At 69.4% G+C, this 22,026-nt stretch carries 23 protein-coding genes; 15 read left to right on the forward strand and 8 right to left on the reverse strand.

Annotation, left to right across the window (positions count from 1 at the left end; genetic code table 11):
- Positions 1-105 precede the first annotated feature (105 nt).
- From AF1_RS06970 to AF1_RS06990, 5 genes are all read left to right on the forward strand, one after another.
- Positions 106-435 (forward strand): ATP-binding protein, encoded by a 330-nt coding sequence (locus AF1_RS06970; protein WP_067794179.1) that lies wholly within the window; start codon positions 106-108, stop codon positions 433-435.
- Positions 436-670: 235 nt separating this feature from the next.
- A complete protein-coding gene (locus AF1_RS06975; protein ID WP_067794180.1) occupies positions 671-1,051 on the forward strand; it encodes a hypothetical protein in 381 nt (126 codons plus the stop codon).
- A gap of 135 nt (positions 1,052-1,186) precedes the next feature.
- Entirely contained in the window at positions 1,187-2,392 is a 1,206-nt protein-coding gene (locus AF1_RS06980) for a Tm-1-like ATP-binding domain-containing protein (RefSeq protein WP_067794181.1), read from the forward strand.
- Positions 2,389-3,210, forward strand: a complete 822-nt coding sequence (locus tag AF1_RS06985) for a phosphoenolpyruvate hydrolase family protein (protein ID WP_084262524.1) — start codon at positions 2,389-2,391, stop codon at positions 3,208-3,210. The genes AF1_RS06980 and AF1_RS06985 overlap by 4 nt, the downstream gene beginning before the upstream one ends.
- A gap of 218 nt (positions 3,211-3,428) precedes the next feature.
- Entirely contained in the window at positions 3,429-3,884 is a 456-nt protein-coding gene (locus tag AF1_RS06990; protein WP_067794182.1) for a YbaB/EbfC family nucleoid-associated protein, read from the forward strand.
- 9 nt (positions 3,885-3,893) lie between these two features.
- Here AF1_RS06990 and AF1_RS06995 read toward each other — a convergent pair whose 3' ends face one another.
- The 4 genes from AF1_RS06995 to AF1_RS07010 all read right to left on the reverse strand — a co-directional run bounded on the left by AF1_RS06995 (position 3,894) and on the right by AF1_RS07010 (position 6,630).
- The gene (locus AF1_RS06995; protein WP_067794183.1) at positions 3,894-4,754 is read right to left on the reverse strand and encodes a hypothetical protein; all 861 of its coding nucleotides are present in this window, start codon (positions 4,752-4,754) and stop codon (positions 3,894-3,896) included.
- Between the two features lie 32 nt (positions 4,755-4,786).
- On the reverse strand, positions 4,787-5,707 hold the full coding sequence (locus AF1_RS07000) for a hypothetical protein (protein ID WP_067794184.1): 921 nt from the start codon (positions 5,705-5,707) through the stop codon (positions 4,787-4,789).
- A gap of 31 nt (positions 5,708-5,738) precedes the next feature.
- Positions 5,739-6,053 (reverse strand): hypothetical protein, encoded by a 315-nt coding sequence (locus AF1_RS07005; RefSeq protein ID WP_131732677.1) that lies wholly within the window; start codon positions 6,051-6,053, stop codon positions 5,739-5,741.
- Positions 6,054-6,249: 196 nt separating this feature from the next.
- On the reverse strand, positions 6,250-6,630 hold the full coding sequence (locus tag AF1_RS07010) for a YchJ family protein (RefSeq protein WP_067794186.1): 381 nt from the start codon (positions 6,628-6,630) through the stop codon (positions 6,250-6,252).
- A 50-nt stretch (positions 6,631-6,680) separates the two neighbouring features.
- Between AF1_RS07010 and AF1_RS07015 the strand changes: the two genes are divergently transcribed.
- From AF1_RS07015 to AF1_RS07045, 8 genes are all read left to right on the forward strand, one after another.
- Positions 6,681-7,478, forward strand: coding sequence for an SAM-dependent methyltransferase (locus AF1_RS07015; RefSeq protein WP_067794187.1), 798 nt, complete (start codon positions 6,681-6,683; stop codon positions 7,476-7,478).
- A 92-nt stretch (positions 7,479-7,570) separates the two neighbouring features.
- Positions 7,571-7,837, forward strand: coding sequence for a VOC family protein (locus AF1_RS07020; RefSeq protein ID WP_067794188.1), 267 nt, complete (start codon positions 7,571-7,573; stop codon positions 7,835-7,837).
- On the forward strand, positions 7,834-8,172 hold the full coding sequence (locus tag AF1_RS07025; RefSeq protein WP_067794189.1) for a YciI family protein: 339 nt from the start codon (positions 7,834-7,836) through the stop codon (positions 8,170-8,172). The genes AF1_RS07020 and AF1_RS07025 overlap by 4 nt, the downstream gene beginning before the upstream one ends.
- Complete coding sequence (locus AF1_RS07030) at positions 8,172-9,362, forward strand: RNA polymerase sigma factor (protein ID WP_067794190.1); 1,191 nt, start codon at positions 8,172-8,174, stop codon at positions 9,360-9,362. Before AF1_RS07025 ends, AF1_RS07030 begins: the two co-directional genes overlap by 1 nt.
- Positions 9,363-9,600: 238 nt before the next feature.
- Positions 9,601-9,690, forward strand: a complete 90-nt coding sequence (kdpF, locus tag AF1_RS36180) for a K(+)-transporting ATPase subunit F (protein ID WP_084262525.1) — start codon at positions 9,601-9,603, stop codon at positions 9,688-9,690.
- Positions 9,691-11,355 carry a potassium-transporting ATPase subunit KdpA gene (gene kdpA, locus AF1_RS07035; protein ID WP_067794191.1) on the forward strand — a complete coding sequence of 555 codons (1,665 nt, stop codon included), beginning with the start codon at positions 9,691-9,693 and terminating at the stop codon, positions 11,353-11,355.
- On the forward strand, positions 11,352-13,529 hold the full coding sequence (kdpB, locus tag AF1_RS07040) for a potassium-transporting ATPase subunit KdpB (RefSeq protein WP_067794192.1): 2,178 nt from the start codon (positions 11,352-11,354) through the stop codon (positions 13,527-13,529). The genes kdpA and kdpB overlap by 4 nt, the downstream gene beginning before the upstream one ends.
- Before the next feature lies 1 nt (position 13,530).
- On the forward strand, positions 13,531-14,436 hold the full coding sequence (locus AF1_RS07045; RefSeq protein ID WP_067794193.1) for a potassium-transporting ATPase subunit C: 906 nt from the start codon (positions 13,531-13,533) through the stop codon (positions 14,434-14,436).
- Here AF1_RS07045 and AF1_RS07050 read toward each other — a convergent pair.
- Positions 14,427-15,092 (reverse strand): response regulator, encoded by a 666-nt coding sequence (locus AF1_RS07050; RefSeq protein ID WP_067794194.1) that lies wholly within the window; start codon positions 15,090-15,092, stop codon positions 14,427-14,429. The genes AF1_RS07045 and AF1_RS07050 overlap by 10 nt on opposite strands.
- Positions 15,089-17,593 (reverse strand): sensor histidine kinase, encoded by a 2,505-nt coding sequence (locus tag AF1_RS07055; RefSeq protein ID WP_067794195.1) that lies wholly within the window; start codon positions 17,591-17,593, stop codon positions 15,089-15,091. The genes AF1_RS07050 and AF1_RS07055 overlap by 4 nt, the downstream gene beginning before the upstream one ends.
- A 711-nt stretch (positions 17,594-18,304) precedes the next feature.
- On the opposite strand from AF1_RS07055, the gene AF1_RS07060 reads away from it, so the two are divergent.
- Positions 18,305-19,624, forward strand: coding sequence for a tyrosine-type recombinase/integrase (locus AF1_RS07060; RefSeq protein ID WP_067794196.1), 1,320 nt, complete (start codon positions 18,305-18,307; stop codon positions 19,622-19,624).
- A 146-nt stretch (positions 19,625-19,770) separates the two neighbouring features.
- Here the strand turns inward: AF1_RS07060 and AF1_RS07065 are convergent, their stop codons facing one another.
- Complete coding sequence (locus AF1_RS07065; protein WP_067794223.1) at positions 19,771-20,049, reverse strand: GntR family transcriptional regulator; 279 nt, start codon at positions 20,047-20,049, stop codon at positions 19,771-19,773.
- Between the two features lie 87 nt (positions 20,050-20,136).
- Between AF1_RS07065 and AF1_RS07070 the strand changes: the two genes are divergently transcribed.
- A complete protein-coding gene (locus tag AF1_RS07070) occupies positions 20,137-20,385 on the forward strand; it encodes a hypothetical protein (protein WP_157419143.1) in 249 nt (82 codons plus the stop codon).
- 273 nt (positions 20,386-20,658) lie between these two features.
- Here the strand turns inward: AF1_RS07070 and AF1_RS07075 are convergent, their stop codons facing one another.
- Complete coding sequence (locus AF1_RS07075) at positions 20,659-22,011, reverse strand: phage major capsid protein (RefSeq protein ID WP_131732675.1); 1,353 nt, start codon at positions 22,009-22,011, stop codon at positions 20,659-20,661.
- Positions 22,012-22,026 lie beyond the last annotated feature (15 nt).

Here is a 22,026-nt window from a genome sequence, read left to right on the forward strand (position 1 = left end):
CGTCACTTAACGTCATGACTTGATCGCTTGGGGGTGCCCTCCTGTATGGAATGGTCCCAGACCTACCCGGGTCTTCCGTCCATGGTGCCTGCGGTTCGCGCATTCGTGCGCGGACTCCTCGATGGCTCCCCGCGAACCTCCGATGCCGAACTCGCCGTCTCGGAACTCGCCGCGAACTCCCTGCGCCACACACCGAGCGGCGGGGCGGGCGGTGAGTTCTCCGTCGCCGTGGCGTTGCGGCCGGGATGGGCGCGCATCGCCGTGACGGACGCCGGGGCCGGTGAATGGAAGCGACCCGAGACGTCCCCGGACGCGGTGGCCGAGTACGGACGCGGCCTCTTCATCGTCGAGCAAGTGGCCGACAAGATCGGCCATGACGTCACCGAGTCCGGCCAGATCCTATGGGCGGAGTTCATCTGGGACGTCGAGCCGTGAGCCTGGGGCCGCTGGGGGACAACGGGATGTCGGCCGAGCCATCGGCGCGGCCCGGACCCGGAACGCGCTCACACGTGAGGTCGCCTGCTCAATGCCCCGGACAAGCTGCGCAAGGGGACGGCCAGGCGTGACATCCGAAAAGCGTCCAGCAAGGGTGTGGAGGTGTGAGGTGGGTCGGACGCGGCGGGCGGTGGCATTGATCACGGGTGCCGGAGCAGGAAAGCCGGGGCGAGTCGTGCGGGCGGCCCTGGGCCGCTGGCGGGTGGTGCTGGACTGGCGGACGTGCATAGGCCATGACACGGCGGTGTGGAACCTGGAACTGCTCAAGACCGCACTCAAAGCGAGGGGCTGGCGGTGTGTGGGGCTGTACGAGAAGGAGGAGTTCCGGTACCCGGTGCCGCTGCTGTGGGTGTACGCCAGCGGGGTGGCCGACGACATCGGCGCCGTGGTGACCGTGCGGGCGACGCCGGGCGGGGCGTGGGGCTATTTCGAGACAGGGCTGCGGCGGGGCTGGTTCCTGGCCCCGTGCGGTGACGCCGAAGTGGCGGTGGATCGGCTGGATCGGCTGCTGAAGTACCGGCTGTACCCCAACATCGAATGGACCACCCCGTGCTGAACGGAGCGAGGGGCAGGGGAAACGTCTCGTAGCTCGCGCAGGTTCGAGGCGGGGGCAAAGGGGCCATGTTCCCATCGGCGCGTCCCTGGTTGCCGGGTGATCGGCTGGGAACCGGTATCGGGGATGGGAGGCGCCATGGCGACGGTCGTGCTGGTGGGGACGCTCGATACCAAGGGGGAGGAGTACGCGTGGCTTCGTGAGCGCGTGCGGGAGCTCGGGTGCGACGTGGTTCTCGTGGACGCGGGGGTCGGGCCGTCCGAGGTCGAGGCCGATGTCTCCGCCGAGGAGGTCGCGCGGGCCGGGGGCACTTCTCTTCAGGAGTTGCGGGACGCGGGGGACCGGGGGGCCGCCGTCACCGCGATGGGAGAGGGCGCGGCGGCCGTGCTCGCGGGGCTGGAGCGGGTGGACGCCGTACTCGCCGTGGGCGGCAGCGGCGGGTCGTCCGTCGCGGCGCGGGCCGTGCGGGACCTGCCGATCGGGCTGCCCAAGCTGATCGTGTCCACGATGGCGTCCGGGGACGTCGCACCCTATGTGGGCGCCAGGGACGTGACGCTCACCTACAGCGTGGTCGACATCGCGGGCGTCAACCGGGTGTCGCGGCTGATCCTCGGGAACGCGGCGGCAGCCGCGGCCGGGATGGCGAAGGCTTACGCGCAGGCGCGGTCGGCGCCCGCGGCGGACGAGCGGCCGCTGGTCGGGGCGTCCATGTTCGGGGTCACCACCCCGGCGGTGGACGCCGCGCGGCAGCGGCTGGACGAACTGGGCTACGAGGTGCTCGTCTTCCACGCGACGGGGGCCGGAGGGCGGGCGCTTGAGGGGCTCGTGGAGAGCGGGCTGCTCGCCGGTGTGCTGGATCTGACCACCACGGAGCTGGCGGACGATCTCGTCGGGGGTGTGCTCTCGGCCGGGCCCGGGCGGCTCACGGCGGCCGGGCGGCACGGGGTGCCGCAGGTCGTGGCGCCCGGGGCGCTGGACATGGTCAACTTCGGGCCGCGCGAGACCGTCCCCGAGCGGTTCGAAGGGCGCGACCTCTACATCCACAACCCGACCGTGACCCTGATGCGCACGACGCGGGAGGAGATGGCCGAGCTGGGCCGGCGGATCGCCGGCAAGCTCGGGGCCGCGACCGGGCCGACCGCACTGTTCGTCCCGCTCGGGGGCGTGTCGGCGCTGGACGCGCCGGGGATGCCGTTCCACGACCCGGCGGCGGACGAGGCGTGCTTCGCGGCCATGGAAGGCGCCGTGGAGACGGAGAGGCTCGACGTGAACATCAACGATCCGGTGTTCGGCCGCGCGATGGCCGACCGGCTGCACCAGATGATCTCGGGGGGATCGCAGTGAACCGTGAGACCGTCCTGTTCCGGCTGCGCAACGCCGTCGCGGAGGGCAAGCCGATCATCGGTGCCGGGGCGGGCACCGGGCTGTCCGCCAAGTGCGCGGAGGCCGGCGGCGTCGATCTGATCATCATTTACAACTCGGGCCGGTACCGGATGGCGGGACGAGGGTCGCTGGCCGGGCTGCTGCCCTACGGGGACGCCAACCAGATCGTGGTGGAGATGGCGTCCGAGGTGCTGCCGGTCGTCAAGGACACCCCCGTCCTGGCCGGGGTGTGCGGGACCGACCCGTTCCGGGTGATGCCCGTCTTCCTCGACCAGTTGAAGGCCATGGGATTCGCGGGCGTCCAGAACTTCCCCACGGTCGGCCTCTACGACGGCGTGTTCCGGCAGAACATCGAAGAGACCGGCATGGGGTACGACCTGGAGGTCCAGATGGTGCGGCTCGCGCATGAGCGCGGTCTCGTCACCGCCCCCTACGTGTTCGACGAGGACCAGGCACGGGCCATGGCCGAAGCGGGCGCGGACGTTCTCGTCCCGCACGTCGGGCTCACCACCAAGGGCAGCATCGGCGCGGGCACCGCCCTGACACTGGACGAGGCGGTCGAGCGGGTGCAGGCCATGCGGGACGCCGCACTGGCCGTCCGTCCCGGCATTCTCGTCCTGTGCCACGGCGGCCCCATCGCCGAGCCGGACGACGCCGCCTACGTGCTGTCGCGGACGGAGGGCGTGGTCGGCTTCTTCGGCGCCTCGTCGGTCGAGCGGCTGCCGACCGAGCGGGCCATTACACAGCAGGTGGCCGCCTTCAAGAACCTTGAGCTTTAACTGCCGCTCAATCAACACACCGGCCACCAGCGGCAACCCGGCAGCATGTGGAGGTTGCTGCTTTTCTTGTCCGACCGATCGGATCGGCGCGGTCGGCGAGGTCGGCCGGAACCGGTCGCCGGAAACGGTTTAAGATCCGACTGCAATGTGCTCCACCGGTTCATAGAACGGCATATTGTGCCGTATTGACGAGTACTTCCCTCCAGAGGAATGTGGCAATGAACCAGTTTCCCGACATCGAACGGACGCTCGGTATCGACCTGGGTGCGCATGCGGAGCGGGCGCGGCGTGTGGCGCAGCAGTCCGCGGAACTCAGTGAACGACTGACGGGACTGGTCGGCCACGCGGAATCCGCGGATGGGCGGATCGGGCTGGCGTTCTCCCCTGAGCGGGGACTCACCGACGTGCGTATCGATCCGCGGACCATGCGGATGGCCTCAGAGGAACTCGCCGAGACGATCCAGCGGCTTTCCCAGGAGGCCGTCGCGGATCTGGAACGGCGTAAACAGGAGATCGCACGGGAGGTCTACGGGGAGGACGCGGAGACCGCCACGACCCCCGTCGATCCGGCCCAGATGCATCAGGCACTGCGGGACATGAACGATGTCTTCTCCGGCGTCTCCCGCGAAGCCACCGCCCTCATGGACCAGATCCGCAAGAACCTGGGCAAATGAAGCCGTGCGTCAGGCGGCTCGACCCTCGGTGAAAAGGTAGGCGAGGACGGAATCGGTGAGCACGGGCGAGCAGTCCGGTGCCAGGCACAGCGCCCACGTGTGGCGGCGGAGCCTGGCGAAACGGCCGACCTCCCTGCCGTCCGGGCGGACGATGGAGTACACGTCACTGGTCTCACCGCGGGTCAGGGCCATCTCGCCCAGGAGCGTCCCATCCGGCCGTTCGATCCTGGGACGGCCGGCCTGGAGCGCGAGGTGCGGGACGACGGTTTCGGCGTGTCCATCCGCATCGAGCATCTGGATCTCGTCGGTGAGCCGCTCCACGATGAACGCGAGTTGCCCGTCGGGGCGGCGGACGGACACGTAGTGCCTGCGGTCGGCCCACGCGGGGACCGGTAGCTCCGGGTCACCCGACCGGGTGCGGAGATGCTCTTCCCCGTCTGGACGTACCGCCCCGGCGTGGTTCACCTCCAGGACGAGGAAGTGATCGGGGGCGTCCAGCAGCCGTCGCGCCGTCTCCTTCACCTCACGGCCGAACCGCCACCGGAGGAAGAGGTAGCCCGGGACGCCGATCGCCATGAGCGCCACCGGCAAGAAGATCGGAGCGTCCGCCCAGAGACTTCCGGCGTGCGCATTCATCGGCCACGGACCGAGCCTGGCCTCGACGGTCCGGCCGATGTCCTTCGGGCCGACGTGGGAGACGGTGGTGGTATGCCGCTTCCCGTCTACGTCCGTCCAGGAACCGTGGCATTCGTAAAATCGCGTCTGGTGTTCACACCGGTCGATCCGCATCGACACCTGCTCACCGAACAGGTGCGTGTAGGTCGTCGCAGTGGGCAGGGAGAGCAGCGTGAGACAGGCTGAAGCCAACATCCACCTGACGCGGCGGTGTCCCCGGGCCCCTATCACTGGTCGGCGGGCGGATCCTCGAACAAGCCCTTGTCGCGCTTGTTCTTGTCTCCGGCCGCACCGGCGAAGTGGTCGGTGATGTTACCGCCCGTCCAGGTGCCGCTGCCGCCGGCGACACCGCCCGTCCGCGCTGGGTTGCCGATGGGATTCGGGAGCCGGAGACCGGGGTCGTTCTTGCCGAGCGGGCTGCCACCGCCGACCTTCATCAGCGCGGCTGTCGCGGTGCGCTCCAGACGGGAGATCGTCCCCCAGATCATGTTGTCGCTTGCGTCCCGCAGCCCGTTCATGAAGTCGTCGAGTGCGGCGTCGTTGCCGTGCGCCTTCTGCCAGCCGACGTCCAGCGCCATCGCGCCCGTGATGACGGCGGCTCCGCCCGCCGCGATCGAGCCCACGAGTCCCGAAACGCTCTCCAGGAACTCGGTGCATTCGATGGCGAACGCCGACGCCGATGCGAGGACCGCGGGATAGGTGAACAGGCCCGCCAGCGCCGCGGCGACGTACAGGGCGTACAGCGCGATCAGCACCGCGATCACGACCATGGCAGCGACGATGAGGAAGAGCAGCCCAGCCACGATGGACATCGTGGTGCCCACCGCGAACGCGAGCTGCTTGGAACCGGTGAGCTGGGATCTGTACTCGTCGATGCGCTTGTCGTAGGCGTCCCGGTCACGCCCCTGCCATTCGTCCTTGGACAGGTTCGTGTTGTCGGCCGCCCCTTGGGCGTTCCCGAGCTGGTCGTAGTTGTCGGCCCACTTCATACCGGCGTCGAGGAGCGCCTGCGGGTCGCACTGGTTCAGATACATGACGATGGACGTCGTCCAGGCCGGCGGGATGAGCGCCGCGGAGACCTGGGTCATCGTCAACGCGGTCGCGGCGGCGAAGGCGACCGGGCTTCCAGACGGGGTGGGGCCAGCCATGACACTCCTGACTTCTCACGGAACTACTGGTTCAAGGACGGGCGAGAGTGCTCTTGACCTCGGCGGAGTCCCAGTTGGTGGCCGATACGGCGAGCAGGTCCCGGAATTTGTTCAGCACCTTCTTCTTGGTCTCCAGGTCCTCTTCCGCGACGTCGAGCGCGGCGGTGTAAGCCATGGAGAGGACATAGGAGGTGGCGGTGAAATTCGCCTGTGTGACGCCCCGCGCACCTTGCAGGTTGTTCCAGGCCAGCTGCAAGTATTGATCAACATTCCTGTGCAGGTTTTTGCCCTGCTGCTTCATCTGTTCCGGCGTGGCTATGCGGTCTCCGCCGTCCCCGGGACTCATTGGAACCTCCATCGTCGTGGGGCGGCCGCTACGAACTCGCAGTCTAGCGATGGACGATCTGTGCAGGGCAAAAGCGAGCGAAGACGGGGTGTGCCTCCCGGTCCAGGTCGTCCACGGACGGGGAGCCTGCTCCGCGCCGGACGAGCGGTCGGGTCCTCCCCGCGCGATCGGATCCGGTGGCCTGCGGAGCGGAATGTCAGAGCACCTTTCCCCGGACGTAGACCCACTCGCCGTCATGCCGGACGAAGCGGCTGACCTCGTGCAATTCACCGGGTTCCGCTTCCGCCCGATAGTGGGCGCGAAATTCCACGATGCCCTTGTCGTCGCCGGGCCCGCCGTTCTCCTCGCGGAGGATCTCCAGCCGCGTCCAGCGCGTGCCGTCCTCGACACCGATCCGCTCCGGACGCGTCGCCGGATGCCACGTCCGCAGCAGATACGCCTCGTCCCCGACGGCGAACGCGCTGAACCGCGACCGCATCAGCTCCGTGGCCGTTTCGGCCGTCGCCCTGCCCTCATGCAACCGGCCGCAGCAGTCCCGGTACCGGGCGCCGACACCGCACGGACACTTTTTCGTCATATCCGCATCCTGCCTTGCCGGGCGGCATACCCGGGGCAACGATGAACGCCATGTCCGCCAACGAGTCGCCCAAGATCGACACGTCCCGCCCTCATCCGGCCCGCCTGTGGAACTACTGGATCGGCGGCAAGGACCATTACGCGATCGACCAGCAGGTCGGCGACCAGGTCGCCAAAGTGTTCCCCAGCGTCCGGGACGTCGCCCGGCATTCCCGGCTGGCCCTTGGGCGCATGGTGCGGCACCTCGCGGCCGAGGAGGGCGTACGGCAGTTCCTCGACGTCGGCACCGGGCTGCCGACCCGCGACAGCGTCCATGAGGTCGCCCAGCGCGTCGCGCCCGAATCGCGTGTGGTGTACGTCGACAACGACCCGCTGGTCCTGGCGCACGCGCGGGCGTTGCTGGTGGGACGGCCGGAAGGAAGGACCGACCACGTCGAATGCGACGTTCGCGACCCGGACCGGCTCCTGGCGGAGGCGGCCCGCACGCTCGACCTCACCCGGCCCGTCGGCCTGATCATGTTCGGGATCATGGGCAACGTGGTCGATGACGACGAGGCGTACGCCATCGTCCGCCGGCTCGTCGGCGCGCTGGCCCCCGGGAGCTTCCTGGCCCTCAACGACGGCACCGGCGTGCTCGACGCAAAGGGGCGTAAAGCGGCCGTCAGGCGTGCGGTGGAGGGGGGCTCCACCCCCTACGCCGTCCGGACGCCCGAGCAGATCGCCGCGTTCTTCACCGGCCTGGAACTGCTCGAACCCGGTGTCGTGTCCACGTCCCGCTGGCGGCCCGAGGCCGCGCCGTCCGGGCCGCCCGCGGTGGACGCCGCCTGCGGGCTGGGCCGCAAGCCATGATCTTCGCGGAGATGTCGGATCGGAGCGCCCGCCGATCGTCTAGGGGGTGACAGCGACCGAACGTCCGCACCGGACGTGGAAAGGAGCACGTCATGGACCTGACGATGAACACGATCGACATCGTGGTGTCCGACATGGACGCCGCCATCGCCTTCTACCGCCGCCTCGGCCTGGAGTTCGACGTGGACGCCGCCTCCCCCGGCCACGCGGGCTGCGACCTGCCGACGCCGGGTACACCGGGGCCAAGAAGCCGTGGGACGCGTTCTGGGGGATGCGGTACGCGACCGTCCTCGACCCGGACGGCAACGGCATCGACCTGTACGCTCCGCTGCCCGCCGCCGGCTGAGGGGGACATGTGAAGTACGTGCTCATGTTCGTCGAGACCGACGAATACGCGAAGGAACTGGCCGCCATGAGCGACGACGAACGCCAGGCCGCCTACGAGCAGGTCACCGAATGGTTCGCCCGGCATGCCGCGCAGATCACCCATCACGGGCATCTGCGGCCCGCGCACACGGCCACCACCATGCGCCTGGACGGTGCAGAGCCGCTGCTCACCGACGGCCCGTTCGTCGAGGGCAAGGAGGTCGTCAGCGGCTACGCCGAACTGGAGGTGTCCGACCTGGACGAGGCCCTGGCCATCGCCCGGTCCTGGCCCGCCTGCCCCGTCATCGAGATACGCCCCCTCACCTGATGGACGGGGTCCACGCCGAGCTGACCCGCGTGCTGCGCGAGCACGCGGGCCGGCTCACGGCCTGCCTGATCCGGACCCTCGGTGACTTCTCCGCCGCCGAGGACGTCATGCAGGACGCCGTGGAGACCGCGCTGCGCCGCTGGCCCACCGACGGCATCCCGGACCATCCGGACGCCTGGCTGCTCACCACGGCCCGCCGCCGCGGCATCGACCTGCTGCGCCGCGAGGCCGGTCACCGCGCCAAGCTCGCCCGGCTGCGGTGGCCGGTGCCCGGCGAGCCCGACGACCGGCTCAAGCTGATCTTCACCTGCTGCCATCCGGCGCTGCCCGTCCCGGCGCAGGTCGCGTTGACGCTGCGCACCGTGTGCGGGCTGACGACCGGGCAGATCGCCGCCGCGTTCCTCGTCCCGGAGGCGACCGTCGGGCAGCGCATCACCCGCGCCAAACGCAAGATCACCGATGCGGGGATCCCGTACCGCATCCCGCCGGACGCCGAACTCCCCGAGCGGCTGAACCAGGTCCTGGCCGTCGTGTACCTGCTGTTCAACGAGGGATACCTGACGAGCGGCGGCGGCCGGCCCCACGCCCGCGACCTGGTGGACGACGCCCGGTGGCTCGCCGAGAGCCTCGCCTGGCTGATGCCGCGCCGGCCCGAGATCCTCGGCCTGCTCGCGCTCATCCGGCTTCACCAGGCCCGCACCGCCGCCCGCTTCGACGACGGCCGTCTCGTCCTCCTGCGCGACCAGGACCGCGGCCGGTGGGACCACGACGCCGTCGGGGAGGCCGTCCGGCTGATCGAACGCGCCGCCGCGATGCGCCGTCCCGGCCCCTACCAGCTCCAGGCCGCCATCGTCGCGTGCCATGCGGAGGCCCCCACCTGGGACGACACCGACTGGACGCAGATCCTCGTCCTCTACGACATGCTCCTGAGCATGACGCGGACACCGGTCGTGCGCCTGCACCGCGCCATCGCGCTCCGCTATGTGCGGGGCCCCCAAGCCGCCCTGGACGAACTGGACCCGCTCGCGGAATCCCTGGACGGCCACCACCTGTACCACGCCACCCGGGCCGAATTCCTGCGCGACCTCGGCCGCCACCGCGAAGCCCGCACGGCCGGCAGCCGTGCTCTCGCGCTCACCGGCAATCCCGCCCAGCGGGTTCTTCTCACCGACCGCCTCGCCTGGACCTGACTTCCCCAAGAAAGGCACGGGGTCGCGTCAGCGCCGCGTCAGGATCGGCGGCGACGGTGTCAATATCGCGTAGCGAACGGCAGCACACCGGAAATCCTCCTTATCGTGAGAATCGTCCGACCGGGTATGTGTCGGGGAATTCGATGAGGGAGCCGATCGTGGCCGACGTGGTCTTCGTGCTGCTGACGGTGGCGGTGTTCGCCCTGCTCGGCCTGCTGGTGAAGGGCGTGGAGAAGCTGTGACCGTCGAGAACACCGTCGGGCTGGCGCTCGCGGTGGTGCTGGTCCTGTTCCTGGTGGCGGCACTGTTGTTCCCGGAGCGTTTCTAAATGAATACAACTCTCGCGGGGGTCCTTTTCATTGGGTCCCTCATAATCGCCTTGGCGGTGGTCTACCGGCCGCTGGGCGATTACATGTATCGCGTTTACAGCCGCCGGGAGCACAGCCGGGCGGAACGCGCCGTCTACCGGCTCGTGGGCGCCGATCCGGACGGGGAGCAGACGTGGGGCGTGTACGCCCGCAGCGTGCTGGCCTTCTCGCTGCTCGGCATCCTGTTCCTGTACGGGCTGCAGCGGCTGCAGAACCATCTGCTGCTCAGCCTCGGATTCGCCCCGGTCAAGCCGGACCAGGCGTGGAACACCGCGGTCAGCTTCGTCACCAACACCAACTGGCAGTCGTACTCCGGCGAGACGACGATGGGCCACCTGGTGCAGATGACGGGTCTCGCGGTGCAGAACTTCGTGTCCGCCGCCACGGGCATGTGCGTCGCGGTCGCGCTGATCCGCGGGTTCGCGCGGAAGCGGACCGGGAACCTCGGCAACTTCTGGGTCGACCTGACGCGCACCTGCCTGCGGATCCTGCTGCCCATCGCGTTCGCCGGCGCGGTCGTGCTGATCGCCGGCGGGCTGGTGCAGAACTTCGGCGGCGGCCATGTGGCCGACACGCTCGCCGGGGTCCAGCAGAAGATCCCCGGCGGCCCGGTGGCGAGCCAGGAGGTGATCAAGGAGCTCGGCACCAACGGCGGCGGCTTCTACAACGCCAACTCCGCGCACCCGTTCGAGAACGCCGTGGCATGGACGAACTGGCTGGAGATCTTCCTGATCCTGGTGATCCCGTTCTCGCTGTGCCGGACGTTCGGCCGCCTGGTCGGGCAGAACCGGCAGGGCTACGCGATCCTCGCGGTGATGGGCACGATCGCCGTCGTCAGCGTCGCACTGGTCAACGTCTTCCAGCTCATGCACCACGGGACCGTCCCGACCGCGGCCGGGGCCGCGACGGAGGGCGCGGAGACGCGGTTCGGCGTCGCGAACTCGGCGACGTTCGCGGGGGCGACCACGCTGACCTCCACCGGCGCCGTGGACTCCTTCCACGACTCCTACACCAGCCTCGGCGGCATGATGACGCTGGTCAACATGATGCTCGGCGAGGTCGCGCCCGGCGGGGTCGGCTCCGGCCTGTACGGGATGCTGATCCTGGCCGTGATCACCGTGTTCGTCGCCGGGCTGATGGTCGGCCGGACCCCCGAGTACCTCGGCAAGAAGATCGGGTCCCGCGAGATCAAGTTCGCGGCGATGTACTTCCTCATCACCCCGATCCTGGTGCTGGTGGGCACGGGCGTGGCGATGGCGACCGACAGCGGCCGGGCCGGGATGCTCAACCACGGGCCGCACGGGCTGTCGGAGGTGCTGTACGCGTTCACCTCGGCGTCCAACAACAACGGCTCGGCGTTCGCCGGGCTGACCGTCAACACCGTCTTCTACGACACGGCGCTCGGCCTGTGCATGGCCCTCGGCCGTTTCATACCGATGATTTTCGTGCTGGCGCTGGCGGGATCGCTGGCGCGGCAGGGACACGCCCCCGAGTCGGGCGGCACGCTGCCCACGCACCGTCCCCAGTTCGTCGGGATGGTCGTCGGGGTCACCGTCATCCTCGTCGCCCTCACGTTCCTCCCCGCGCTGGCGCTGGGGCCGTTGGCCGAAGGAATCCACTCATGACGACGCGAACCCTCCAGACTCCGAGTCCGGCGCCGCAGCCGCCCGGACGCCGCGGAGAGGGCAAGGTCCGGGGCGGCCTGCTCGATCCGAAGCAGCTGGCGAAGTCCCTCCCGGACGCGGCGCGCAAGCTCGATCCGCGCACCCTGTGGCGCAACCCGGTCATGTTCATCGTGGAGATCGGCGCCGTGTGGACCACGGTCCTGGCCGGCCTGCACCCGAGCGCGTTCGGCTGGCTGATCGCGGTGTGGCTCTGGCTCACCGTCGTCTTCGCCAACCTGGCGGAGGCGGTTGCCGAAGGCCGGGGCAAGGCACAGGCGGACGCGCTGCGCCGGGCCAAGACCGACGCCGTGGCACGCCGCCTGATCGGCTGGAGGCCGGGGGACAGGGACGTCCGCGAGGAGGAGATCGGCGCCCCCCAGCTGCGGCAGGGCGACCTTGTCATCGTCGAGGCCGGCGAGATCATCCCCGGTGACGGGGACGTGGTCGAGGGCATCGCCAGCGTGGACGAGTCGGCGATCACCGGCGAGTCCGCCCCGGTGATCCGCGAGTCCGGCGGTGACCGGTCCGCGGTGACCGGCGGGACGAAGGTGCTGTCCGACCGCATCATCGTCAAGATCACCCAAAAACCCGGCGAGTCGTTCATCGACCGCATGATCGCGCTGGTCGAGGGATCGAGCCGGCAGAAGACCCCGAACGAGATCGCGCTCAACATCCTGCTCGCCGCGCTGACGATCATCTTCCTGCTGGCCGTCGCGACGCTCCAGCCGCTGGCGATCTACTCCAAAAGCGGCAACCCCGGCGTCGGCGACACCCTCGCCCTGGACGCGCACGGCGTCACCGGGATCGTGCTGGTGTCGCTGCTGGTCTGCCTGATCCCCACCACGATCGGGGCGCTGCTGTCGGCGATCGGCATCGCGGGCATGGACCGGCTCGTCCAGCGCAACGTCCTGGCGATGTCGGGCCGCGCCGTCGAGGCGGCGGGCGACGTCAACACGCTGCTGCTGGACAAGACCGGCACGATCACCCTCGGCAACCGGCAGGCCGCCGAGTTCCTGCCGGTCGCGGGCGTGAGCGCGGACGAGCTGGCCGACGCGGCGCAGCTGTCCAGCCTGGCCGACCAGACCCCCGAGGGCCGCTCGGTCGTGGTGCTGGCCAAGGAGCGCCACGGCCTGCGCGAACGCACGCCCGGCGAGCTGTCCCACGCCACCTGGGTGCCGTTCACCGCGCAGACCCGGATGAGCGGCGTGGACCTGGACGATTCCGGGGACGGCAAGCCGGACCGGGTGCTGCGCAAGGGCGCCGCGGGCGCGGTCGCCGACTGGGTGCGCGAGCGGGGCGGGACCGTGCCGGCCGAACTGGGCCGGATCGTGGACGGCATCTCGGCGAGCGGCGGCACACCGCTGGTCGTCGGCGAGGTCGCGGACGACACGGCGAAGGTGCTGGGCGTCATCCACCTCAAGGACGTGGTGAAGGCCGGGATGCGGGAGCGGTTCGACGAGATGCGCCGGATGGGCATCCGCACCGTGATGATCACCGGCGACAACCCGCTGACCGCCAAGGCCATCGCGGACGAGGCCGGGGTGGACGACTTCCTCGCCGAGGCCAGGCCCGAGGACAAGCTCGCGCTCATCAAGCGGGAGCAGGAGGGCGGCCGGCTCGTCGCGATGACCGGGGACGGCACCAACGACGCCCCCGCCCTCGCGCAGGCCGACGTCGGCGTCGCCATGAACACCGGCACCTCGGCCGCCAAGGAGGCCGGGAACATGGTCGACCTGGACTCCGACCCCACCAAGCTCATCGAGATCGTGGAGATCGGCAAGCAGCTGCTCATCACCCGCGGCGCCCTCACCACGTTCTCGATCGCCAACGACATCGCCAAGTACTTCGCGATCATCCCGGCGCTGTTCGCCGGCCTGTATCCGGGCCTGGACGCCCTCAACATCATGCGGCTGCACAGCCCGCAGTCGGCGATCCTGTCCGCCGTCGTGTTCAACGCGCTGATCATCATCGCGCTGATCCCGCTGGCCCTGCGCGGTGTCCAGTACCGCCCCAGCAGCGCGTCCAAGCTGCTCTCGCGGAACCTGTACGTCTACGGGCTGGGCGGCATCGTCGCGCCGTTCGTCGGCATCAAGCTCATCGACCTGTTCATTCGTTTCGTTCCGGGGATGTCCTGACATGCGGTACCCAACCTGGCTCCGGCGGCATCTGGCCGCGCTCCGCGCCCTGCTCGTGCTGACCGTGCTGCTCGGCGTCGCCTACCCGCTGGCCGTCTACGGGGCCGGGCGGCTTCCCGGCCTCAAGCACCACGCCGACGGCTCCCTCGTCACCTCCCATGGCCGGACGGTCGGCAGCGAGCTGATCGGCCAGTCGTTCACCGGCAAGAACGGTGAACCGCTCAAGCAGTACTTCCAGGGACGCCCGTCCACCGGCGGCTACGATCCGGCGGCCTCCGGCGCGAGCAACCTCGGCCCCGAGGACATCGTCGACACCCTGCCCAACCCCGAACTCGGCAAGACCGACCCGAACGCGAGCCAGAGCCTGCTCACCCAGGTCTGTGCGCGCAGCAGGGCGATCGGCGAGTTCAACGGCGTGAGCGGCGCGCGCCCGTTCTGCACCCCCGGCGGTGCCGGCGCGGTGCTGGCCGTCTTCGGGCACCGCGCGGCGGACGGGACGATCCCGCACCCGACCCGCGTCGTCAGCCTGAACGAGGAGCAAGGCGTGGTGAAGGCGCCGTTCCTCGCGTCCTACAAGGGGGTCAAGGTCGAACTGGCCCGGTTCGGCGAGAACTACGCGACCGGGCTGATCGTCCCCGTCCGGGGCGACGCACCCGCGGAACCCGCCGTCCCGCCGGACGCCGTCACCGCGAGCGGCAGCGGCCTGGACCCGCACATCTCACCCGCCTACGCCGGCCTCCAGACCGAGCGCGTCGCCCAGGCGCGCGGCACCACACCCGCCCAGGTCGCGCGCCTCGTCCGGCAGAACACGACCGGACGTGCCCTCGGCTTCATGGGCGAACCGGCCGTCAACGTCCTCAAGCTCAACCTCGCCCTCGACCGCGCGTTCCCGGCCCGTCAGGGCTGATAGCGGTAGCCCATCCCCGGCTCCGTCAGCAGGTGCCGGGGATGGGACGGGTCGAGCTCCAGCTTGCGGCGCAGTTGGGCCATGTACTGGCGCAGGTAGTGGGTTTCGCTCCGGTACGCCGGGCCCCACACCGTGGTGAGGAGCTGCTGCTGGGCGACGAGCTTGCCGGGATTGCGGAGCAGGACGTCCAGCAGCCGCCATTCGGTGGGCGTCAGATGCACGCCGCCCGACACCGTCTTCGCCGCCAGGTCGATCGTGTGCCCGCCCACCTGGACGGGCGTGACGGAATCGGGGGAGGAGATCCGGCGGGTCACCGCGCGGATGCGCGCGACCAGCTCCTCGATGTCGAACGGCTTGGTGACGTAGTCGTCGGCGCCGGCCTCCAGCGCCTCGACCTTGTCGCCGCTGCCCGCCCGTCCCGACAGCACGATGATCGGCACCTGCGTCCAGCCGCGCAGCCCGTGGATCACCTCGATGCCCTCCAGATCGGGCAGGCCGAGGTCGAGGACGACCAGGTCCGGATGCCACGAGCCGGCCCGGCGCAGCGCGGTGGTGCCGTCGGCGGCGACCTCCACCTCGTACTCACGGGCCCGCAGGTTGATCCGCAGCGCCCGCAGGAGCTGGGGTTCGTCGTCGACGACGAGGACCCGGGTCACGGTGTCTCCTTCCGGTGGACGGGCAGCGCGACGATCATCGTGAGGCCGCCGCCCGGGGTGTCCTCGGGGATCAGCTCACCGCCCATCGCCTCCGTGAGCCCGCGTGCGAGCGCCAGCCCGAGCCCGACGCCGGTGTGGTTGTCGCGGTCGCCGAGCCGCTGGAACGGCAGGAACGCCTGTTCGCGCTCGCCGGACGGTATGCCGGGCCCGCGGTCGGCGATCCGCAGCTCCACCCGGTCGCGGATCGCGCCCGCGGTGATCAGCACGGGCTCGCCGGGCGGGCTGTGCCGCAGCGCGTTGGCGATGAGGTTGACCAGGACGCGTTCGAGCAGGGCCGGGTCGGCGGAGACCTCGGGCAGATCCGCGGCGAGTTCCACCGTCACCGCGCCGCCGCCCAGATCGTCGAGGGCGCGCGGCACCACCTCGTCCAGCGCCAGGGGGCGCGCGGCGATACCGAGGACGCCCGCCTGCAACCGGCTCATGTCCAGCAGGTTCGCGACCAGCCGGTCAAGCCGGTCCAGCGACTGCCGGGCGGTGTCGAGCAGCTCGGCGCGCTCCTCGTCGGTCCAGGCGACCGAGGTGCCGCCGAGGCTGTCGACGGCGGCCTTCGCCGAGGCCAGCGGGGTGCGCAGGTCGTGGCTGACCGCGTTCAGCAGGGCGGTCCGCATCCGGTCGGCGGCCTCCAGCGGACGCGCCTTCTCCGCCTCCGCCCGCAGCCGCTGCTGCCGCAGCGCCCCCGCCGCCTGGAGGGCGAACGCCTCCAGGACGCGCCGGTCCCCGGCCGGCATCGGACGGCCGCGGACCGCCAGTGCCAGATCGTCCCCGACCGGGATCTCGGCGTCGCCGTCGCCGGGCGAGGCGCACGGACGGCCGCCGACGGTCGCGACGATCCGCCAGTCCCCGTCCGCCGAGGGACGTTCCAGCAGCGTGACCGACGTGAGCGCGAACGTCTCCCGCAGCCGCCCGAGGACGGCCCCGAGCGCGTGCTCGCCGCGCAGGACGTCCCCCGCCAGCGTGGACAGGACCTCCGCCTCGGTCCCCAGCCGCGCCGCCTCCCGGGACCGGCGCGCGGCGCGGTCCACCACGACGCTCACCCCGATCGCGACCAGCACGAACACCGCCAGGGCCAGCAGGTTCTCCTGATCGGAGACGGTCAGCCGGTTCACCGGCGGGGTGAAGAACCAGTTGAGCAGCAGGAACCCGGCGACCGCCGAGAGCAGCGCCGGCCACATCCCGCCGACCAGCGCGATCGCGACCACCGCCGCCAGGAAGAACAGGATGTCGGACGGCAGCGAGATCGCCGGGCGCGCCGTCAGCAGCCCGGCCGTCAACAGCGGCAGCCCGGCCACGGCCAGCAGCAGCCCGCCGAGCCGGCGGCTCACCGACAACCCCTGCTCCCGGCCCGGCCGCCCGACGCCGTGCCGCGCCTGCTCGTGCGTGACCATGTGCACGTCGATCGAGCCGGACCGCGCCGTCGTCGTCACCCCGATCCCCGGCCGCAGCAGCTGCGCGAACCGTCCCCGCCGCGACACCCCGAGGACGAGCTGCGTCGCGTTCACGCCCCGCGCGAAATCGAGCAGCGCCTGCGGCACGTCGTCCCCGATGACCTGGTGGTAGGTGCCGCCCAGCCCCTCCACGATGTGCCGCTGCCGCGCCAGGTCGCCGGGCCGTGCCCCGGCCAGGCCGTCACCGCGCGCGACATGCACCGCGAGCAGGTCCGCGCCCTTCGAGCGGGCGGTGATGCGGGCGGCGCGGCGCAGCAGCGTGTCCCCCTCCGGGCCACCGGTCAGCGCGACGACGACACGCTCGCGCGTCTCCCACGTCCCGCCGATGCCGTGGTCGGCCCGGTACCGGTCGAGCTGCTCGTCCACCTTGCCGGCCAGCCACAGCAGCGCCAGCTCCCGCAGCGCCGTCAGGTTGCCGACCCGGAAGTAGTTGGACAGCGCCGCGTCCACCTTCTCCGGCCGGTAGATGTTGCCGTGCGCCATCCGCCGCCGCAGCGCCTCCGGCGCCATGTCGACCAGCTCCACCTGGTCGGCGCGGCGGACCATCTCGTCCGGCAGCGTCTCCCGCTGCGTCACCCCGGTGATCTGCTCGACGACGTCGTTGACCGACTCCAGATGCTGGATGTTCACGGTCGAGATCACGTCGATCCCGGCGTCCCGGATGTCCTCGACGTCCTGCCACCGCTTCGCGTGCCCGGTGCCGGGAACATTGGTGTGCGCCAGCTCGTCGACCAGGACGACCGCGGGCGCACGGTCGATCACCGCGGCCACGTCCAGCTCGCCGAACTCCGCGCCGCGATAGGTCACCTTCCTGCGCGGGACGACCTCCAGCCCCTCCAGCAGCTCCGCAGTGCGCGGCCGGTCATGCGTCTCCACATAGCCGACGACCACGTCGGTACCGCGCTCCTGCCGCCGCCGCGCCTCCGCCAGCATCGCGAAGGTCTTCCCCACCCCGGGCGCGGCCCCGAGGTAGACGCGGAGCTGCCCTCTGGCCATGCTCCCCATCCTTCCAGGCCGAAACCCCACCCTCCGGTGGCGTCACCTGGAAGGACAACATGCGCCGCCCCCCAACCGATCCCATCTTGACGGATTCCCTACGCCGCCACCCCCACCCTTCACACAACCCATACACACACTCAATGCCAGAAACCAGCAAGTCCGTCAGGGAGAACGAACTCCACCAAGCCACCTGGACCCGTCCCGAGGGGAGTCCGAAGAACCGACTGATGGGAGGCGAGATCGCAGTCCGCAAGGCCACGCCACCCAGATGACGGCGCCCTGCGTGCGGAACACCCGCTCAAACACCGCTGACCACCACGCCGGGTGCCATCCCGGCCCCACGGCAGGTGGGGAGAACCCCCTGAGCAATCAAAAACCCGTGCGTGATCGCCCTCACGCACGGGCCACGGGGCGCCCCCGGCAGGATTCGAACCTGCGACACCCGCTTTAGGAGTTATTTCACCCCTCCGCGCGCCGGACGGCCGTCCGCCCAGCTCCGGCGACCTCCGGACTGTTGTTTGCCCTGCTCATCGGCACCTTCTGCGGTCCCCGTAGCTCTCCACGGCTCTCCGTCGCTCTCCACCGCCTACCGCGCCGTTGGGAGCGCCGGAGGAGCGCCAACCGGCCGCAACGCTTAGTGTCTGCCCTGCTACATGGCGTAACGTCCCGATTCCGCCCGATACGGCGGAGGGGCAAAGGAGCAGGGAAATGGCGAGTCACATCCGGGTCAGCTACAAAACGAAGAATCTCCCGAAAAGCAAGAGGCGGTGGGAGGTCTCTTACACCGACCCTCTCACCGGGAAGAAGCGCACAAAGGGCGGCTTCATCCGGGAGAAGGACGCAAAAGCCTGGCAGATCAAATTTGAGGACTCCAGCCGCGAGCAGTTGTACGTGGACGACAAAGCCGGATCGGTCGTCTTCAACGACGCAGCGCGCCAATGGCTAAACGGTCGCCGGAACCTCAAGGAGCGGACCTACAACGACTACAAAGGTCTGCTCGGCCTAGGCGAATCGAAGCGGCCGGAGCCCGACCCGCAGCGCCTTCTCCTCCGCAACCGATTCGGTAGCGCGCCAGTCTCCGCCATCACCGAGGAAGCGGTGCAGGAATGGGTCTCCGATATGGAGAGGGCCGGTAAGTCCGGCGGCACCATCCGAAAGTCGTTCATTCTGCTCAAGCAGGTTATGAAGGAACAGCTCCGACTCAAGCGCGTCGCGGTCAACCCGTGCGCAGATGTCGAGATCCCGAAATTCCAGCCGTGGGCCCTCCTCACCGATGAGGACGAAGGGCGACGACTGGAGCCCGAAGAAGTCGAGAGACTCGCCGCAGCCCTTCCGCACCCCTTCGGATTCCTCGCCCTGTTCACGGCGTATACGGGCCTCCGGGCCGGTGAGGTGGCCGGACTCCAGCTCCGCGATATCGACCTAGCGGCGGGCATCGTCCGCGTCCGACGCGAGGTCACCGACATCAATGGCATCCTCTCTTACGACGAACCGAAGTCGCGGAAGGCCAAGCGGGAGGTCACTCTAGACCCGTACATCCTCGAAGAACTTCGCGCCTACATCCGGGAGCACGAAAAGGCCGCAGCCGCATGGTTCGGGGAGCGCGACGACGTTCAGCACCCGGGAAAGAAGCTCCCGCTATTCGTCGGAACCGCAAAGGGTCGGAGGGGCAAGAACCCCGTCACGGGCAAATTCGACGTCATCCGCTTCGACTACACGAAGCTTCTCCGCCACAAGGCGTGGTACGGCCGGTACTTCAAGAAGGCCCTCGCAGCGGCGGGCCTGGACTCCAGCTATCGGTTCCACGACCTCCGCCACTCGTACGGCTCGTGGCTGTATGACGCCGGAGTCGACATTAAGACGATCTCGCGAATGATGGGCCATGCGTCCGTGGAGACGACGATGGCGATTTACGTTCATCCCGACCGCGACAAGGCGAATGACGCCGTTCGCAACGCGCTAGGGAATCTGCGTGCCGGCAGCGCCAATCGAAAGGGCAACGTGGTACCGCTCCGGCGGCAGGCGTAGCCGTTCCCTACCCCGTAGCAGAGGCCCGGCCAACCGGTCGGGCCTCTGCTGTGTCTAGGCGTGGCCGTAGTGGACGCTCCCCAGCGCGGAGGGTCGGACGGGTGTCCGAGTCTGCCCCGTGTGCCCTCCGCTGGTCTCCGGCCACGCTAGGGCCCCGGAGTGTCGTCCGGCTCAGCTCCAGGCTCTCCGGAGTCCGGCTCCACGACATAAACGCCCATCCCGGGGACGGTCTCCACCAATCCGGCGTCCTTCAGAATGCGGACGGCTTTCCGCAACGTATCCCGGGCCACGTCGTACTCCGCCTCCAGCTCCGTAAGCGACGGGATCCGGCGTCCGGGCGGGATGTCGCCGGACTCGATGCGCGCCCGGATGGCGTCCGCTATCTGGCGAGAGGGCGGGATCCGGGAGGCGCGGTCAATGGGCATGATCGACACGGTAGGAAGCTGCCCCCTACGGCGCATAGCTACCCCAAGGGGTAGCCAGGGGTAGCACAGCAACGTAAGTTTTGCTGTATGACACGACTACGTGACGTGAGTCACCAACTACCCATCCCGGAGTACGCGACCTACTGGACCGGCGACTACTTCCGCTGCATTCGCCGCGATGACGGAACGGAGATCGACGCGGCGACCTACCGGGAAGCCGTCATCCGCTGCTTCATCGAGCGGACGCGGCGCGCGGGGATCCCGTTCTCAACCGGCCAGTACCGATCAGCCCTAGCCCTGGCGAGCGCCTCCCGAACGGGGCAGCGGTTCCGCTAAGCGGCCCGGAGCTGGCTCGTACGGGCCGGAGACGGCCGGGGACATCGCGTATATGCCCCCGACCGCCCGGCACAGCCTAGAACACACGAGAGACGACGAAGGCCCCGACCGGGCGGTGTGATCCGGTCGGGGCCTTCTGTTGTTTCCGCGCTGGCGGCCCTGAGTGAGATCGATTGGTGCGCTCCCCCAGCTGTTAAAGGGAGCTACCGCCATAGATTCCAGTTCCCGGGCGGAAAGCATTCGGGCTGGTGACTTTGACGCGGAGGTCTTTGGTTACGGCGCGGGAGGCTCCGTGAGGTCGACCTCCACAACCGCGAACGGGTTGAGGACGTCCAGGCCGAATCGCCCCTCAAATCTGAAGGTCGTCATATTCCCTTCGAAGTCGGAGCCCGGGACGCCAGCGCCGAACTGATCATCGCGGTACATCGCCTCCGTCCACGACAGCTTTCCTTCGGAGCCGACGTGAAGTGCGGTCGCCGTTCCCCAGTCGGCTAGAACGGCGGCGTTGTCGGCGATGGAGGTCGACAGAACGACCGGCAGGCCCCAGAGCCGACGCGCGGCCCGGTCGACCGGCGCATTCCCGAGGAGGTACCGGGAATTGGCGTCCACCTGAAGCTCGAAGCGCTCCCACGAATTGGGGTTCATGACCCAGCCGGTCGGAGCGATGGAGGAGTTCTCCAGCTTCGTGACGGCCTTTCGGGTCGTGGTGAATTCGTCGCCTGCGGTGTCCCAGGCCTGAGTCTGCGTCCCGGAGGTGTTGAGAATTCCGGTGAAGTCGTCCAGCACGCCGGTCGTGGAGCCGTTCCCGTTGAGGATCTGGTCCTCCAGCTCCAGTTCCATCCCCAGCCGCATTTCCGCCTCCAGGAAGTTCTGGAGCGCGGCCGCATCCTCCAGGAGCTGATTCGGGATCGGCTCCGAAAGGTGCGCGATGGTCCGCAGCCGGTTCTCCACCCGCGTGACGGTGTAGAACGAAGTGGGCTTCCTCTTGCCCGTCGCGACCGTGGACGCATTGTTGGTCCGGGTCGTCTGCCGGACGTAGCTCCAGTACGGCGCGTTCCCCGGAGCCATCGGGATGAGCTGGCGCAGGGAAAGGACCGGGACGCCTTCCCGAATGGGCTCCGGAGCCAGCGGGACGGTGACGGGGATATTGCCGGTCGCGATGAGCGACTTCATCCCGCCCGTCAGCCGGTCGCTGTACTCGCTGACGGCCTTCGCCCATTCGCCGGATCCGCCGGAGGTCCGGACCTTTCCGGGGAGGGTCCGCTCCTTCTGCTGCGGCGAATTCATCGGCGCTTCCTTCCCTTCCGGCGACATCCCGCCGATTTCATTGCCGAGCGCCTTCAGACCGGCGCGAAGCTGGTTGTCCTTCTCCTCCTGCGCGGCGATGTCCTTGAGGCGCAGCGCCTCCACCCGAACGCCCTTGAGGAATTGGGCCTGATCCGGAGTCGGCTCCGTCTGGTGAAGCTCGCATGCCTCGATGATTTTCAGCGCCTTCTCCGCGCGCGGCTGGAAATCCGCGATGCGGCGCTGAAGAGACTTGTTCATCTCCCTAGCCCTTCGGATGCGTTTGCAGAAACATCCGTACGTGTAAACGGGCCGCGCTGTGCGCTGGCGGGAATACTTCAACGAACGGTTGTTACG

Source organism: Actinomadura formosensis NBRC 14204 (assembly GCF_001552155.1).
Taxonomy (GTDB): domain Bacteria; phylum Actinomycetota; class Actinomycetes; order Streptosporangiales; family Streptosporangiaceae; genus Spirillospora; species Spirillospora formosensis.